The sequence below is a fragment of the Pseudomonas sp. B13(2017) genome (genome assembly GCF_002113245.1).
GTDB classification, from domain to species: domain Bacteria; phylum Pseudomonadota; class Gammaproteobacteria; order Pseudomonadales; family Pseudomonadaceae; genus Aquipseudomonas; species Aquipseudomonas putida_Z.
Genome location: NZ_NEJX01000003.1, coordinates 91744 through 108806, shown reverse-complemented (window position 1 = coordinate 108806; position 17063 = coordinate 91744). Strand labels below are relative to the sequence as shown.

The window sequence follows — 17063 nt, the reverse complement described above, 5'->3', positions numbered from 1 at the left end:
GGAGTCCAGTACATGCATCCGCGCATCCTTGAGGTCACCCAGCGGCTGGTCGAACGTAGCCGTGCCACCCGCGAACGCTACCTGCAACTGATTCGCGGCGCGGCCAGTGACGGCCCCATGCGTGCCAGCCTGCAGTGCGCCAACTTCGCCCATGGCGTGGCCGGTTGCGGCAGCGACGACAAGCAGACCCTGCGCCTGATGAACGCGGCCAACGTGGCCATCGTCTCGGCCTACAACGACATGCTTTCGGCGCACCAGCCGTACCAGCACTTCCCCGAGCAGATCAAGCAGGCCCTGCGCGAGGTCGGCTCGGTCGGCCAGTTCGCCGGTGGCGTGCCGGCCATGTGCGATGGCGTGACTCAGGGCGAACCGGGCATGGAGCTGGCCATCGCCAGCCGCGAAGTGATCGCCATGTCCACCGCCGTGGCCCTGTCGCACAACATGTTTGACGCCGCGCTGATGCTGGGCATCTGCGACAAGATCGTCCCCGGCCTGATGATGGGGGCGCTGCGCTTCGGCCACCTGCCGACCATCTTCGTTCCGGGCGGGCCGATGGTCTCTGGCATTTCCAACAAGCAGAAGGCCGACGTGCGCCAGCGCTATGCCGAAGGCAAGGCCAGCCGCGAAGAGCTGCTGGAGTCGGAGATGAAGTCCTACCACAGCCCTGGCACCTGTACCTTCTACGGCACTGCCAACACCAACCAGCTGGTGATGGAAGTGATGGGCCTGCACCTGCCGGGTGCCTCGTTCGTCAACCCGTACACACCGCTGCGCGATGCGCTCACCGCCGAGGCCGCGCAGCAGGTCACGCGCATGACCAAGGCCAGCGGCAGCTTCATGCCGCTGGGTGAAATCGTCGACGAGAAGGCGCTGGTCAACTCCATCGTCGCCCTGCACGCCACCGGCGGCTCGACCAACCATACCCTGCACATCCCGGCGATTGCCCAGGCCGCGGGTATCCAGCTGACCTGGCAGGACATGGCCGACCTGTCCGAGGTGGTACCGACCCTGTCCCACGTCTACCCCAACGGCAAGGCCGACATCAACCACTTCCAGGCCGCGGGCGGCATGGCTTTCCTGATCCGCGAGCTGCTCGATGCCGGGCTGCTGCACGAAGACGTCAACACCGTGGCCGGCCATGGCCTGCGCCGTTACACCCAGGAGCCGTTCCTCGACAACGGCAAGCTGGTGTGGCGCGAAGGGCCGCAGCACAGCCTGGACGAAAGCATCCTGCGCCCGGTGGCGCGGCCGTTCTCGGCCGAAGGCGGCCTGCGGGTGATGGAGGGCAACCTTGGCCGCGGTGTGATGAAGGTGTCCGCTGTCGCCCCCGAGCACCAGGTGGTCGAGGCCCCGGCGCGGGTGTTCCACGACCAGCAGTCGCTGGCCGATGCGTTCAAGGCCGGCGAGCTGGAGCGTGACTTCGTCGCCGTGGTGCGCTTCCAGGGCCCGCGCTGCAACGGCATGCCCGAGCTGCACAAGCTCACACCGTTCCTCGGCGTGCTGCAGGACCGTGGCTTCAAGGTGGCGCTGGTGACCGACGGGCGCATGTCCGGTGCCTCGGGCAAGATCCCGGCGGCCATTCACGTTTGCCCAGAGGCTTATGACGGCGGCCCGCTGGCACGGGTGCGTGATGGTGATATGGTGCGGGTCGATGGTGTCGAAGGCACGCTGCGGGTAATGGTGTCGGCCGAAGAACTGGCCAGCCGCGACCTGCCGCCAGCGCCACAGGGCAACGACCTGGGCTGCGGGCGCGAGCTGTTCGGCTTCATGCGCATGGCGTTCAGCCCGGCAGAGCAGGGCGCCAGTGCGTTCACCTCGGCCCTGGAGAACCTCAAATGAAGGACCTGCTGGTTGGCGACATCGGCGGCACCAATGCCCGTTTTGCGTTGTGGCGTGACAACCAGCTGCACGAAGTGAAGGTCTTCGCCACCGAGGACTACACCAGCCCGGAACAGGCCATCGAGGCTTACCTTGAAGGCTTGGGCATTACCCGCGGCGGCGTGACTGCTGCCTGCCTGGCGGTGGCTGGGCCGGTCGATGGCGATGAGTTCCGCTTCACCAACAACCACTGGCGCCTCAGCCGCGTGGCCTTCTGCCAGACATTGCAGGTCGAGCGGCTGCTGCTGATCAACGATTTTACCGCCATGGCGCTGGGCATGACCCGCCTGCGCCCCGGCGAGTTCCGCGAAGTGTGCCCAGGCCAGGCGGACCTGTCGCGGCCGGTCCTGGTCATCGGCCCGGGTACCGGGCTGGGCGTGGGTGCGCTATTGCGCCTGGGCGAACAGCACTGGCATGCCCTGCCGGGCGAGGGCGGGCACGTCGACCTGCCGGTGGGCAATGCCCGCGAAGCGGCGATTCACCAACAGATTCACGGGCAGATCGGCCATGTCAGCGCCGAAACCGTGCTCAGTGGCGGTGGCCTGCTGCGCCTGTACCAGGCAATCTGCGCGCTGGACGGCGACACACCCCGACACAAGACCCCGGCACAGATCACCGATGCCGCGCTCGGCGGCGAGCCGCGGGCGCTGGCGGTGATCGAGCAGTTTTGCCGGTTCCTCGGCCGAGTCGCTGGTAACAATGTTCTGACGCTGGGCGCGCGGGGTGGGGTCTATATTGTCGGCGGCGTGATCCCGCGCTTTGCCGAGCTGTTCGTGCGCAGCGGGTTTGCCGTGAGTTTTTCCGACAAGGGCTGCATGAGTGGCTATTTCGCTGGCGTACCGGTTTGGCTGGTGACGGCGGAGTTTTCCGGGTTGCTGGGGGCTGGGGTAGCCTTGCAGCAGGCGCTGGATCACTGACTGGGGCTGCTTTGCAGCCCTTCGCGGGCTTGCCCGCTCCCACAGGGATCGCACAAGTCATGGGCATAGCGACACACCTGTGGGAGCGGGCAAGCCCGCGAAGGGCCGCAAAGCGGCCCCAATAAGAAACAGGCAACAAAGACCTGTAACTAACAAAAGGACGGACCATCTTGAGCACTGCCGGCAAATCGATCCTGATGGTCGACGACGACCAGGAAATCCGCGAACTGCTGCAAACCTACCTGAGCCGCTCCGGCTTCCAGGTGCATGCCGAAGCCGACGGCAAGGGCTTTCGCCGCGCGCTGGAGTCCACCCCCTGCGACCTGGTCATCCTTGATGTCATGCTGCCCGACGAAGACGGCTTCAGCCTGTGCCGCTGGGTACGCCAGCACCCGCGCCAGGCACGGGTACCGATCATCATGCTCACCGCCAGCTCCGACGAAACCGACCGGGTCATCGGCCTGGAGCTGGGCGCCGACGACTACCTGGGCAAGCCGTTCAGCCCCCGCGAACTGCAAGCGCGGATCAAGGCCCTGCTGCGTCGCGCCGAGTTTGGCCAGGCGGCGCCGAGCAGTGCGGTGCTGGCCTTCGACGACTGGCGCCTGGACACGGTCAGCCACCGCCTGTTCCATCGCGACGGTGAGGAGGTGATTCTCTCCGGCGCCGACTTCGCCCTGCTCAAGCTGTTCCTCGACCACCCACAGCAGATCCTCGACCGCGACACCATCGGCAACGCCACCCGTGGCCGCGAGCCGATGCCGCTTGACCGCATCGTCGACATGGCTGTCAGTCGCCTGCGCCAGCGCCTGCGCGATACCGACAAACCCCCCCGGCTGATCCGCACCGTACGCGGCAGCGGCTACCTGTTGGCTGCCCATGTCTGTAATGCGCCCTGAGCGGCGCTGGCGACTGCTGCCGCGCTCGCTACTGGGGCGCATGCTGCTGCTGACCTTGCTGGTAGTGCTGCTGGCCCAGGGGTTGTCGAGCATCATCTGGGTTGCCCAATTGCGCGCCAGCCAGTTGCAGGGCCTGCGTGCCAGCGCCAGCAGCCTGGCTCATTCGATGAGTGCCAGTGTCAGCTACTTCCGTTCGTTGCCGGTGGCCTACCGGCCGATGGTCCTCGACCAGCTGCGCAGCATGGGCGGCACGCGCTTTTTCGTGTCGCTCAACGCCAAGCCGCTGGACATGCCGCTACTGCCCGTTACCCCGCGCAAGCAGGCAGTGATCGATGTGTTCCAGCAAGTGCTGCATGAGCGCCTGGGTTCGCAGATGGAAATTTCCGTGGAGTTCGTCGGGCCGGACGACCTGCGTATCTTCAACAGCGGCCTGAAGCTCGACGAACTGCCACGCTCCTGGGCGCATTACTCGCTGACCCTGGAGCCACTCAACCCGCCGGTGCTGGTCACCCAGATCCGCCTGGGCGAGGGTGAGTGGCTGTACATCGCCTCGCTGCTGCCCGAGCCCTACACCAGCCTGGAGGCCGAGCGCCTGCCGCGTCAGCAGATCGGCTTCATCGTGCTGACCACGGCCTTGCTGCTGTTGTTCATCGGCTTGCTGGTGCACTGGCAAAGCTGGCCGCTCAAGCGCCTGGCGCGGGCTGCGCGGGAGATGTCGCTGGGCGCCGATGTGGCGCCGGTGGCCGAAGGTGGTGGCAGCGAGGTGGTCGAGGTGGGGCGTGCGTTCAACAGTATGCGCGAACGCATCAGCCGCTACCTGACCGAGCGCAGCCAGCTGTTCAGTGCCATTTCCCACGACCTGCGCACGCCAATCACCCGCTTGCGCCTGCGCGTCGAGCTGCTGGAGGACGAGCGCCTGCAGGCCAAGTTCAGCCAGGACCTGGACGAGCTGGAGCTGCTGGTCAAAGGCGCGTTGCAGTGCGTGAAGGACACCGACATCCACGAGAACATCGAGCCGGTCGATCTCAACCAGGTGCTGGAAATCCTGGCCGAGCCTTACCTGGGCGATGGCCGCATCACGCTCGAAGGCCGGGCGCTGGCGCCGTACCCGGGCAAGCCGCTGGCGCTGCGGCGCTGCATCGGCAACCTGATCGACAACGCCATCAAGTACGGCGAGCGGGCACGGTTGCGCATCATCGACAGTGCCGAGGGGTTCGTGCTGCAGGTGGATGACCAGGGGCCGGGGGTGCCGCAGCAGCAACTGGAACAGGTGTTCGAGCCGCACTTCCGTCTGGCCGGGCAGCAGCAGGGGTACGGGCTGGGGTTGGGGATTGCGCGAAACATTGCCCATAGCCATGGGGGGGAGGTGAGTTTGCTGAACCTGCGTGAGGGCGGGTTGCGGGTGACCTTGTATCTGCCGCGGGGCATGGACTGAAGGGTTGTATTGCCTGTACCGGCCCTATCGCCGGCAAGCCAGCTCCCACAGGTACAGCGCAAGCCTTGAGATTTTTGCGGGCCTTGTTGAAGCAACTGTCTTGTGTTGCCTGTCAGTGCCTCATCGCTGGCAAGCCAGGCTCCCACAGGTACAGCGCAAGCCTTGAGATTTTTGCGGGCCTTGTTGAAGCAACTGTCTTGTGTTGCCTGTCAGTGCCTCATCGCTGGCAAGCCAGGCTCCCACAGGTACAGCGCAAGCCTTGAGATTTTTGCGGGCCTTGTTGAAGCAACTGTCTTGTGTTGCCTGTCAGTGCCTCATCGCTGGCAAGCCAGGCTCCCACAGGTACAGCGCAAGCCTTGAGATTTTTGCGGGCCTTGTTGAAGCAACTGTCTTGTGTTGCCTGTCAGTGCCTCATCGCTGGCAAGCCAGGCTCCTACAGGGACTGCGCATGGCTTCAGGTCGATGCGGTCGAGGTGGGAGCTGGCTTGCCGGCGATAGGGCCATTGCGGGTCACACAAATGTAACTACTCGGTGACAAACCCACTGTCCTTCGTGACAACCCACCCAACCCCGCTGGCTAGAATTCGCAGACGACTGGCAAGGATCAAGCTGGCCCATGAGCACCTCCAACCTGGCTTCCACCCGCTGGCTCGACGCCCCGGCCCACACCGCCTGGCGCATGGCCGAAGGGCAGCGCCTGCTGGCCTTCGCCACGGCTTCGAAACTGCCCGATGGCTTCGGCAGCCTCGACGCCGCAGGCCTGCTTGCCCCCGGTGCCCGCGCCGAAACCCTGATCACCGCCCGCATGACCCACTGTTTCGCCCTGGCCCACCTGCAGGGCGTGCCCGGCTACCTGGCCTATGCCGAACACGGTGTGGCCGCCCTGCGTGGCGCGCTGCAGGATGCCACCTACGGCGGCTGGTTCGCCCACCCCGGTGGCCATGACGACAGCGGCAAGGCGGCTTACCTGCATGCCTTTGTCGCCCTGGCCGCCAGCTCGGCGGTGATGGCAGGTGCTGGCGGTGCACCAGCCCTGCTGGCAGACGCGGTGCAGGTGCTCGAAGCGCATTTCTGGAGCGAAGAGGAGGGTGCCCTGCGGGAAGCCTTCTCCCGTGCCTGGCAGTTGCCCGAGCAGTACCGTGGCGCCAACAGCAACATGCACGCGGTCGAGGCCTTCCTGGCCCTGGCAGACGTCACTGGCGACAGCCTGTGGCTGCAACGCGCCTTGCGCATCGCCGAACGCATCATCCATTCCCATGCCGCCGCCAACGGCTACCGGGTCATCGAGCATTTCGACGCCCTCTGGCAGCCACTGCCGCACTACAACCAGGCGCACCCGGCCGACCACTTTCGGCCTTATGGTTCCACGCCCGGGCATGCCCTGGAGTGGGCGCGGTTGCTGCTGCATCTGGAAGCCAGCCTGGAACGGGCCCGCCTGCTTGCCCCGCAGTGGCTGCCAGACTGTGCCCGCGCGTTGTTCGATACAGCCTGCCAGCAAGCCTGGAACGTCGATGGCGCGCCCGGTTTCGTCTACACCCTGGACTGGGACGATCGCCCGGTGGTGCGCGCACGCCTGCACTGGGTACATGCCGAAGCCTGCGCCGCCGCCGCGGCCCTGTTGCAGCGCACGGGCGAGGCGCACTACGAGCAGTGGTACCGCCGTTGCTGGGACTTCATCGCCAACCATTTCATCGACCACGGCGCTGGCAGCTGGCACCACGAACTCGATGCGCACAACCAGCCGGCCGCGACCATCTGGCCCGGCAAGCCCGACCTCTACCATGCCTACCAGGCGCTGCTGCTGCCGGGCTTGCCACTGGCACCCAGCCTGGCCAGCAGCTTGGCCGGCAATGTAACCAAACGATGACATTCACGCATCGCTTCGTTACCTGGCGAGGCGAGCACGCTGTTTAGACTTCATGCAACGCAAGCGATCGACTTGCACGGCATAACAACAAGAAAGGTGCTTCGATGAATTCCACGCTCCGTCTCGCTGCCGCCATCTCCCTGGCCTCCCTGCTTCCACTCAATGCCCTGGCCGCCGAATCCAAAGGCAGTGTCGAGGTTGTGCACTGGTGGACCTCCGGTGGTGAAAAAGCGGCGGTCGATGTGCTCAAGACCCAGGTCGAAAAAGATGGCTTCACCTGGAAGGACGGCGCCGTCGCCGGTGGCGGTGGTGCCACCGCCATGACCGTGCTCAAGAGCCGCGCCGTGGCCGGCAACCCGCCGGGTGTCGCGCAGATCAAGGGCCCGGACATCCAGGACTGGGCGGCCACCGGCCTGCTCGACGCCGATGTGCTCAAGGGCGTGGCCAAGGACGAAAAGTGGGACTCCCTGCTCGACAAGAAGGTCGCGGACACCGTGAAGTACGACGGTGACTATGTCGCCGTGCCGGTGAACATCCACCGCATCAACTGGCTGTGGATCAACCCCGACGTCTTCAAGAAGGCTGGCATCGACAAGGCGCCAGCCACCCTCGACGAATTCTACGCCGCCGCCGACAAGCTCAAGGCCGCCGGCTTCATCCCGCTCGCCCATGGCGGCCAGCCGTGGCAGGACAGCACCGTGTTCGAAAGCGTGGTGCTGGCGGTGATGGGGGCCGATGGCTACAAGAAAGCCCTGGTCGACCTCGACAGCGCGGCCCTGACCGGCCCGCAGATGGTCAAGGCGCTGACCGAACTGAAGAAGGTCGCCACCTACATGGACCCGGACGGCAAAGGCCAGGACTGGAACCTGGAAGCGGCCAAGGTCATCAACGGCAAGGCCGGCATGCAGATCATGGGCGACTGGGCCAAGAGCGAATGGACCTTGGCGAAGAAAACCGCCGGCAAGGACTACCAGTGCGTGCCATTCCCCGGCACCGACAAGGCGTTCCTGTACAACATCGACTCGTTGGTGGTGTTCAAGCAGAACGACGCCGGCACGTCTGCCGGCCAGCAGGATATTGCCCGCAAGGTGCTGGGCGAGGACTTCCAGAAGGTCTTCAGCAGCAACAAGGGGTCGATCCCGGTGCGCAACGACATGCTGGCCGACATGGGCAAGTATGGCTTCGACGCCTGCGCGCAAACCTCCGCCAAGGACTTCCTGGCCGATGCCAAGAATGGCGGCCTGCAGCCGAGCATGGCGCACAACATGGCCACCACGCTGGCCGTGCAGGGCGCGTTCTTCGATGTGGTGACCAACTACATCAACGACACCAAGGCCGACCCGGCCGATGCGGCGAAGAAGCTGGCGGCGGCGATCCAGGCTGCCCAGTAAAACGCTGACGGCCCTATCGCCGGCAAGCCGGCTCCCACAGGATTTTCATTGCCTTTGAAAATTGTGGGTTACCTGTTGGAGCTGGCTTGCCGGCGATAGGGCCAGTACCGACAACACAAAAGGCAGTGCCCCACACTGCCTGGGCTTTGGGTACCAAATCATGACCACAGCAACCGTCCAACTGCGGGCCTCACCCCTGGACGCGCTACAGCGCTGGCTGCCCAAGCTGGTGCTGGCGCCGAGCATGTTCATCGTCCTGGTGGGCTTCTACGGCTACATCCTCTGGACCTTCGTCCTGTCCTTCACCACCTCGACCTTCCTGCCGACCTACAAATGGGCCGGCCTGGCGCAGTACGCCCGGCTGTTCGACAACGACCGCTGGTGGGTGGCAAGCAAGAACCTGATGCTGTTCGGCGGCCTGTTCATCGCCATCAGCCTGGTCATCGGCGTAGTGCTGGCGGTCTTGCTGGACCAGCGCATTCGTCGCGAAGGTTTCATCCGCACCATCTACCTGTACCCCATGGCGCTGTCGATGATCGTCACCGGCACCGCCTGGAAGTGGCTGCTCAACCCGGGTATGGGCCTGGACAAGCTGCTGCGTGACTGGGGTTGGGAGGGCTTTCGCCTGGACTGGCTGATCGATCCCGACCGGGTGGTGTACTGCCTGGTGATCGCCGCCGTGTGGCAGGCCTCGGGCTTCATCATGGCAATGTTCCTCGCCGGCCTGCGTGGCGTCGACCCGTCGATCATCCGTGCCGCGCAGATCGACGGCGCCAGCCTGCCGCGCATCTACTGGCGCGTGGTACTGCCCAGCCTGCGCCCGGTGTTCTTCAGCTCGCTGATGATCCTCGCGCACATTGCCATCAAGAGCTTCGACCTGGTGGCGGCCATGACTGCCGGCGGCCCAGGCTACTCGTCCGACCTGCCGGCGATGTTCATGTACTCGTTCACCTTCAGCCGCGGCCAGATGGGCATGGGCTCGGCCAGCGCCATCCTGATGCTCGGGGCGATCCTGGCGATCCTCGTGCCTTACCTGTACTCGGAGCTGCGGAGCAAACGCCATGCATAGCCCTCTCGACAAAGCGGTGCTTAGCCCGAGCCGCATCGCCATCCACGCGGTGCTGTTGCTGGCGGTGCTGCTGTACCTGGTGCCGCTGGTGGTGATGCTGCTGACCAGCTTCAAGACCCCGGAAGACATCAGCACCGGCAACCTGCTGAGCTGGCCGGCGGCAATTACCGGCATCGGCTGGGTCAAGGCCTGGAGCACGGTCAGCGGTTACTTCTGGAACTCGATCATGATCACCGTGCCAGCGGTGCTCATCTCCACCGCCATCGGCGCGCTGAACGGCTATGTGCTGTCGATGTGGCGCTTCCGCGGTTCGCAGCTGTTCTTCGGCCTGCTGCTGTTCGGCTGCTTCCTGCCGTTCCAGACCGTACTGCTGCCGGCCTCGTTCACCCTCGGCAAGCTCGGCCTGGCCAGCACCACCACCGGCCTGGTGCTGGTGCACGTGGTCTACGGCCTGGCCTTCACCACGCTGTTCTTCCGCAACTTCTACGTGAGCATCCCCGATGCGCTGGTCAAGGCTGCGCGCCTGGACGGTGCCGGGTTCTTCACCATCTTCCGCCGCATCATCCTGCCGATGTCCACGCCGATCATCATGGTCTGCCTGATCTGGCAGTTCACCCAGATCTGGAACGACTTCCTGTTCGGCGTGGTGTTCTCCAGCGGCGATTCGCAACCGATTACCGTGGCCCTGAACAACCTGGTCAATACCAGCACCGGGGCCAAGGAATACAACGTCGACATGGCGGCGGCGATGATCGCCGGCCTGCCAACCCTGCTGGTCTACGTGGTGGCAGGCAAATATTTCGTCCGCGGGCTGACTGCTGGCGCGGTAAAGGGGTAAGTCATGGCAACGCTCGAACTTCGCAATGTGAACAAGACCTACGGCAGCGGCCTGCCGGACACCCTCAAGGACATCCAGCTGTCGATCAAGGATGGCGAGTTCCTGATCCTGGTCGGCCCGTCGGGTTGCGGCAAGTCGACCTTGATGAACTGCATCGCCGGGCTGGAGCAGATCACCGGCGGCGCGATACTCATCGACCAGCAGGACGTCAGCGGCATGAGCCCCAAGGACCGCGACATCGCCATGGTGTTCCAGTCCTACGCGCTGTACCCGACCATGAGCGTGCGCGAGAACATCGAGTTCGGCCTGAAGATCCGCAAGCTGCCCCAGGCCGCGATTGACGAGGAAGTGGCGCGGGTGGCCAAGCTGTTGCAGATCGAGCACCTGCTGGCGCGCAAGCCGGCGCAGCTGTCCGGTGGCCAGCAGCAGCGCGTGGCCATGGGCCGGGCGCTGGCGCGGCGGCCGAAGATCTACCTGTTCGATGAACCGCTGTCCAACCTCGATGCCAAGCTGCGCGTCGAGATGCGTACCGAAATGAAACTGATGCACCAGCGGCTGAAGACCACCACCGTGTACGTCACCCATGACCAGATCGAGGCCATGACCCTGGGCGACAAGGTGGCGGTGATGAAGGACGGCATCATCCAGCAGTTCGGCACCCCGCAGCAGATCTACAACGATCCGGCCAACCAGTTCGTCGCCAGCTTCATTGGTTCGCCGCCGATGAACTTCATCCCGGTGCGCCTCACGCAACAGGACGGGCGCCTGCTGGCCGTGCTCGACAGCGGCCAGGCGCGTTGCGAACTGCCCCTGGGGGTAGCCGCTGACGAGCTGGATGGCCGCGAGATCATCCTGGGCATCCGCCCCGAGCAGATTGCCCTGGGTGCAGCCGAGGGCAATGGCCTGCCCGGCATTCGCGCCGAGGTGCAGGTGACCGAGCCCACCGGGCCAGACCTGCTGGTGTTCGTCACCCTCAACCAGACCAAGGTCTGCTGCCGCCTGGCGCCGGATGTGGCGTGCCGGGTCGGCGACAGCCTGAACCTGCAATTCGACCCGGCCCGGGTGCTGTTGTTCGACGCCGCCAGCGGCGAGCGCCTGCACCTTGCCACTACTGCCGCAACCATGAAAGACAATGTGGCGCACTTCAAAGGCCGATAACTCGTCTACACCGTCAATAAGAACAAAGAGGACGCAAAGGGATGGAACAGCGCAAACGCATCAGGACATTAGGTTCGCTCGCCTTGCTCGCACCGCTGGCGATGGCCGCTGGCAGCGGCGCGCAGGCTGCCGAGGCTTTTTCCAGCGAATCGAAGTGGATGACCGGCGACTGGGGCGGCACCCGCACCGAGCTGCTGGAAAAGGGCTATGACTTCACCCTCGATTATGTCGGTGAGGTTGCCGGTAACCTGCACGGTGGTTACAACGACGACAAGACCGCGCGCTATAGCGACCAGTTCGCCCTGGGCGCGCACCTGGACCTGCAAAAAATCTTTGGCTGGCATGACGCCGAGTTCAAACTGGCGATCACCGAGCGCAGCGGCCGCAACCTGTCCAACGACCGCATCAGCGATCCGCGCGCCGGGCAGTTCAGCTCGGTGCAGGAGGTGTGGGGCCGCGGCCAGACCTGGCGCCTGACCCAGATGTGGGTCAAGCAGAAGTACTTCGACGGCGCACTGGACGTGAAATTTGGCCGCTTCGGCGAGGGCGAGGACTTCAACAGCTTCCCCTGCGACTTCCAGAACCTGGCCTTCTGCGGCTCGCAGGTGGGCAACTGGGTCGGCGGCATCTGGTACAACTGGCCGGTCAGCCAGTGGGCGCTGCGGGTGAAATACAACATCACCCCGGAATTCTTCGTCCAGGTCGGCGCCTTCGAGCAGAACCCTTCCAACCTGGAAACCGGCAACGGCTTCAAGCTCAGTGGCAGCGGCACCAAGGGCGCGATCCTGCCGGTGGAAGCAGTGTGGTCACCCAAGGTCAACGGCCTGCCGGGCGAGTACCGCCTGGGTTACTACTACAGCACGGCCAAGGCCGACGATGTGTTCGATGACGTCAACGGCAACCCGCAGGCGCTGACGGGCGAAGCCTTCAAGTCGCACTCCAGCAAGCATGGCTGGTGGGTGGTGGCGCAGCAGCAGGTCACCGCCCATGGCGGCGACGTCAACCGTGGCCTGAGCCTGTTCGCCAACTTCACCGTGCACGACAAGGCCACCAACGTCGTCGACAACTATCAGCAACTGGGGTTGGTCTACAAAGGCGCATTCGACGCCCGGCCCAAGGACGATATCGGCTTCGGCGTGGCGCGCATTCATGTGAATGACGACGTGAAGAAGCGCGCCGAACTGCTCAACGCCCAGAGCGGCATCAGCGATTACGACAACCCAGGCTTCGTGCCGCTGCAGCGTACCGAGTACAACGCCGAGCTCTACTACGGCTTCCACGTCACCAACTGGCTGACCGTGCGGCCCAACCTGCAGTACATCAAAAGCCCCGGCGGGGTGGATGAGGTGGACAACGCGCTGGTCGCGGGTTTGAAGATTCAGTCGTCATTCTGAGAGCAATTGTTGTAAATTTACGCCAATCCACTTCGGTACCCGGCAGCCACTGGCCTTCAGTGGTTGTCGGGGATAGGCCGAGACAGCGCTATCTCAAACAACAAGAGCTCTGAACCATGCCCGAACATCCGCTCCATCGCTTCTTTACCTCGCAGCGGCCCCGGCCGACATTCGAGTGGGAGCGTTACCAGCAGCGCGATGTGCTGATCATCGACCATCCCCGTTGCCAGGCGGTGTTCAGCCGCCAGGGTGCGCAACTGCTGCATTTTCAACCAGCGGGTGAACGGCCCTGGCTGTGGTGCGCCGAGCAGTGGCCGCAGGTGGGGGCGATCCGCGGTGGTGTGCCTGTGTGCTGGCCATGGTATGGCCGCCACCCCAGCGAGGACTTGTGGCCGGCCCATGGCTGGGCGCGCCTGCTCGACTGGAAGCTGGTGGACAGCCGCGAGGACGAGGAGGGCGTAACCCTGAAATGGCGGCTGGACCTGTGCGACTGGCAGGTCGACCTGCATGCCCGGCTGGGTAGCCGCATGGAGCTGAGCCTGAGCACCGAGCACCAGGACAGCGAACCCTGCCAGCTGAGCCATGCCCTGCTGGCCTACTGGCGCATCAGTGACGTGTCCGAGATAGCGCTGTCCGGGCTGGAGGATATAGAAGGCTACGACCGCCTGAACCGCCAGGCCTGCCGTGAGGATGGCGCGCTGAAGCTCAAGGGCGGCTGCCAGAAAGTCTACCCCGGCACGCCGCGGGTGCAACTGCAGGACCCGGCCTGGCAGCGCGAGCTGTGCATCGATACCGGTGACAGCGACGACACGGTGGTCTGGCACCCGGGCAACCGCCCGCTGATGGGCGTGACCGGGCGTGAATGCCAGCGCTTCGTCTGTGTCGAGGCCGCCAGCGGCAGTGGCGAGGGCCTGAGCCTGGCGCCGGGGCAGCGTGCCCACCTGCGCCTGCAGGCACACCGGCTCAGTTGAGCTCGTCGTCCTCGATCGGGTAGCGGCTGGCGTTGAGGCTTTCCTTGATCTTGCGCAGGTGCGGCTGGAAGTCCACGCCGCGCCGCAGGGTCATGCCGGTGGCCAGCACATCGAGCACGGTCAGCTGGATGATCCGCGAGGTCATCGGCATGTAGATGTCGGTGTCTTCCGGCAGCGGAATGTGAAGGCTCAGGCTGCAGGCATTGGCCAGTGGCGAACCGGCAGCGGTCAGGCCCAGCACCGAGGCGCCGTTTTCCCGGGCCAGGCGGGCCACCTCGACCAGTTCGCGGGTGCGCCCGGTGTAGGAGATGATCACGAACAGGTCGCCGGTGTGTGCCACCGAGGCCAGCATGCGCTGCATCAGCACGTCGGCGTGGGCCGATACTGCCAGGTTGAAGCGGAAGAACTTGTGCTGGGCGTCCAGCGCCACCGGGGCCGAGGCGCCCAGGCCAAAGAAGTGGATCTGCCGGGCCTGGATCATCATGTCCACGGCACGGCTGACCTGCTGCGGGTCAAGCTGCTGGCAGGCGCTGTCGAGCGAGGCGATGGCACTGGCGAAGATCTTCTGGGTGTAGGCGGCCGGGTCGTCGTCAGCCTCCACCGCGCGGCTGACGTAGGCGGCGCCGCTGGCCAGGCTCTGCGCCAGCTGCAGCTTGAGCTCGGGGTAGCCGCTGACGCCGAACGAGCGGCAGAAGCGGTTGACGGTCGGTTCGCTGACCTTGGCCGCCTGGGCCAGCGCAGCGATGCTGAAACGGGTGGCTTGTTGCGGGTTGAGCAGGATGACTTCGGCGACTTTGCGTTCGGCCTTGTTCAGCTCGTCGAGGCGGCCCTGGATCTGTTCCAGGAGGTTTCGCACGCGGTCCATGGGGTGTGTCCTTGGGTCGGGAAGACAGCCGGCTGTGGGAGCAGCAGGCTTTTTGCACGGTCGTCTATCGTACTGTCGGCGCGGTTGACGTACCACTTGTCTGTAACACTTGTGTGTAATGTTGTGGTTTTTACTACATTATCCCTTGAAAACCGTATGTGAAAGCGGTATTCCTAGACCAACTTTAGGAAAGAACCAACATCATGGCTGCGATCAGTGTCGAACCTTGCACCTTTGCCCTGTTTGGCGCCCTCGGCGACCTGGCATTGCGCAAGCTGTTTCCTGCGCTCTACCAGCTCGACCGGGCCAACCTGTTGCACCCGGAAACCCGCCTGCTGGCGCTGGCCCGCGAGGCCGGTAGTGCGCAGGGCCACCTGGACAGCATCGAAGCGCACCTGCGCCGGCATGTGCCCGAGGCCGATATCGAGCCCGCCGCGCTGGGCCGTTTCCTCGCCAGGCTGAGCTACCAGCACCTGGACTTCCTCCAGCCCGAGGGCTACCAGGCCCTGGCCGAGCAGTTGCCGGGCGAGCTGCCGCTGATCGCCTACTTCGCCACCGCTGCGGCGGTGTACGGGGCCATCTGCGAAAACCTCGACAAGGCCGGGCTGGCCGAACGCACCCGGGTGGTGCTGGAGAAGCCCATTGGCCACGACCTGGAGTCGTCGCGCCGGGTCAACGATGCCGTGGCGCGGTTCTTCCCAGAGAGCCGGGTCTACCGCATCGACCACTACCTGGGCAAGGAAACGGTGCAGAACCTGATCGCCCTGCGTTTCGCCAACAGCCTGTTCGAAACCCAGTGGAACCAGAATTCCATCTCCCATGTGGAGATCACCGTCGCCGAGAAGGTCGGTATCGAAGGCCGCTGGGGCTACTTCGACAAGGCCGGCCAGCTGCGCGACATGATCCAGAACCACCTGCTGCAGCTGCTGTGCCTGATCGCCATGGACCCGCCCAGCGAACTATCGGCCGATGCCATCCGTGACGAGAAGGTCAAGGTACTCAAGGCCCTGGCACCGATCACCGGTGAAGGGCTGAGCACCCGTGTGGTGCGCGGCCAGTACATCGCCGGCTACAGCGATGGCAAGCCGGTGCCTGGTTACCTGGAAGAAGACAACGCCAACGCCCAGAGCGACACCGAAACCTTTGTCGCCCTGCGTGCCGACATCCGTAACTGGCGCTGGTCGGGGGTGCCGTTCTACCTGCGTACCGGCAAGCGCATGCCGCAGAAGCTGTCGCAGATCGTCATCCACTTCAAGGAAACGCCGCACTACATCTTCGCCCCGGAACAGCGTTTGCAGATCGGTAACAAGCTGATCATCCGCCTGCAACCGGACGAAGGCATCTCTTTACGGGTGATGACCAAGGAGCAGGGCCTGGACAAAGGCATGCAACTGCGCAGCGGCCCGTTGCAGCTGAATTTCTCCGATACCTGGCGCAGTGCACGGATTCCGGATGCATACGAGCGGCTGTTGCTCGAAGTGATGCGCGGTAACCAGAACCTGTTCGTGCGCAAGGACGAAATCGAGTATGCCTGGAAGTGGTGCGACCAGCTGATCGCCGGCTGGCGTAACGCGGGCGATGCGCCCAAGCCATACGCGGCAGGCTCCTGGGGGCCGATGAGCTCGATTGCACTGATCACACGCGATGGGAGGGCGTGGTATGGGGATATCTGAACTGAAACTGCCAGCGGCTGTGAAGGTACACGAGCTGGCGGATGCCAAGGCTCTGGCCGCAACCCAGGCCCATGACGTGGCCGAGCGCCTGCGTGCGGCCATTGCCGCCAAGGGCCAGGCCTGCGTGGTGCTGTCCGGTGGCCGCAGCCCGGTGCCGTTCCTCGAGCAGCTGGCCAGCGAAAACCTCGACTGGGCCAAGGTCACCGTCAGCCTGGCCGATGAGCGCTGGGTGCCGGTGGAGCACGCCGACAGCAACGCCGGCCTGCTGGCTCGCCACCTGTTCAAGGGCGTGGCGGCCAAGGCCCGCTTCGTTGGCCTTTACCAGCAGGCGGAGAACCTCGATGCCGCTGCGGGCAAGGCCGATCAGGCCCTGGCCGAGCTGCCGCCGATCGACGTACTGGTGCTGGGCATGGGGGATGATGGCCATACCGCTTCGCTGTTCCCCGCCAGCCCCAACCTGGAGGCAGGCCTCGACCTGGCCAACCCACGCCGCTGCCTGCCCTTGCTGGCACCGAGCGTGCCGCACCAGCGCCTGTCGATGACCCGCTCGCTGCTGGCCAGCTCCGCCTTTACCGCGCTGTCCGTACAAGGGCAGGGCAAACTCGCTACCCTGCGCGCCGCGCTGGCTGGCAACGACCTTACCGAAATGCCGATTCGCGCTTTTCTTCACGCCCCCCTGGACATCTACTGGTGCCCATGAGCCAAGGATCC

The 17063-nt window shown here is 64.8% G+C and carries 14 protein-coding genes; 13 read left to right on the top strand and 1 reads right to left on the bottom strand.

What is annotated here, in order from left to right:
- Nucleotides 1-12 precede the first annotated feature (12 nt).
- The 11 genes from edd to CAG44_RS05665 all read left to right on the top strand — a co-directional run bounded on the left by edd (nt 13) and on the right by CAG44_RS05665 (nt 13814).
- The gene (gene edd / locus CAG44_RS05715; RefSeq protein ID WP_015269093.1) at nt 13-1839 is read left to right on the top strand and encodes a phosphogluconate dehydratase; all 1827 of its coding nucleotides are present in this window, start codon (nt 13-15) and stop codon (nt 1837-1839) included.
- Nucleotides 1836-2795, top strand: a complete 960-nt coding sequence (locus CAG44_RS05710) for a glucokinase (protein ID WP_085691743.1) — start codon at nt 1836-1838, stop codon at nt 2793-2795. Before edd ends, CAG44_RS05710 begins: the two co-directional genes overlap by 4 nt.
- A gap of 170 nt (nt 2796-2965) precedes the next feature.
- Entirely contained in the window at nt 2966-3691 is a 726-nt protein-coding gene (gene gltR, locus CAG44_RS05705) for a two-component system response regulator GltR (RefSeq protein WP_085587523.1), read from the top strand.
- Nucleotides 3672-5126, top strand: coding sequence for an ATP-binding protein (locus CAG44_RS05700; protein ID WP_085587525.1), 1455 nt, complete (start codon nt 3672-3674; stop codon nt 5124-5126). The genes gltR and CAG44_RS05700 overlap by 20 nt, the downstream gene beginning before the upstream one ends.
- Before the next feature lie 616 nt (nt 5127-5742).
- A complete protein-coding gene (locus CAG44_RS05695; RefSeq protein ID WP_085691742.1) occupies nt 5743-6993 on the top strand; it encodes an AGE family epimerase/isomerase in 1251 nt (416 codons plus the stop codon).
- Between the two features lie 104 nt (nt 6994-7097).
- Entirely contained in the window at nt 7098-8384 is a 1287-nt protein-coding gene (locus tag CAG44_RS05690; RefSeq protein ID WP_085691741.1) for an ABC transporter substrate-binding protein, read from the top strand.
- A 160-nt stretch (nt 8385-8544) separates the two neighbouring features.
- A complete protein-coding gene (locus tag CAG44_RS05685) occupies nt 8545-9453 on the top strand; it encodes a carbohydrate ABC transporter permease (RefSeq protein WP_085691740.1) in 909 nt (302 codons plus the stop codon).
- The gene (locus tag CAG44_RS05680) at nt 9446-10291 is read left to right on the top strand and encodes a carbohydrate ABC transporter permease (protein ID WP_085587533.1); all 846 of its coding nucleotides are present in this window, start codon (nt 9446-9448) and stop codon (nt 10289-10291) included. The genes CAG44_RS05685 and CAG44_RS05680 overlap by 8 nt, the downstream gene beginning before the upstream one ends.
- A 3-nt stretch (nt 10292-10294) precedes the next feature.
- Nucleotides 10295-11449, top strand: a complete 1155-nt coding sequence (locus CAG44_RS05675) for an ABC transporter ATP-binding protein (RefSeq protein ID WP_085587535.1) — start codon at nt 10295-10297, stop codon at nt 11447-11449.
- A 101-nt stretch (nt 11450-11550) separates the two neighbouring features.
- Nucleotides 11551-12843, top strand: coding sequence for a carbohydrate porin (locus CAG44_RS05670; RefSeq protein WP_256575221.1), 1293 nt, complete (start codon nt 11551-11553; stop codon nt 12841-12843).
- A 116-nt stretch (nt 12844-12959) separates the two neighbouring features.
- Entirely contained in the window at nt 12960-13814 is an 855-nt protein-coding gene (locus CAG44_RS05665; RefSeq protein WP_013971129.1) for a D-hexose-6-phosphate mutarotase, read from the top strand.
- Here CAG44_RS05665 and hexR read toward each other — a convergent pair.
- Entirely contained in the window at nt 13807-14670 is an 864-nt protein-coding gene (gene hexR, locus CAG44_RS05660) for a DNA-binding transcriptional regulator HexR (RefSeq protein WP_169774905.1), read from the bottom strand. The genes CAG44_RS05665 and hexR overlap by 8 nt on opposite strands.
- Nucleotides 14671-14882: 212 nt before the next feature.
- On the opposite strand from hexR, the gene zwf reads away from it, so the two are divergent.
- Together zwf and pgl are read left to right on the top strand one after the other, a co-directional pair.
- Nucleotides 14883-16352 carry a glucose-6-phosphate dehydrogenase gene (gene zwf, locus CAG44_RS05655; RefSeq protein WP_085616745.1) on the top strand — a complete coding sequence of 490 codons (1470 nt, stop codon included), beginning with the start codon at nt 14883-14885 and terminating at the stop codon, nt 16350-16352.
- Nucleotides 16339-17052, top strand: a complete 714-nt coding sequence (gene pgl, locus CAG44_RS05650; protein ID WP_085691738.1) for a 6-phosphogluconolactonase — start codon at nt 16339-16341, stop codon at nt 17050-17052. Before zwf ends, pgl begins: the two co-directional genes overlap by 14 nt.
- Nucleotides 17053-17063 lie beyond the last annotated feature (11 nt).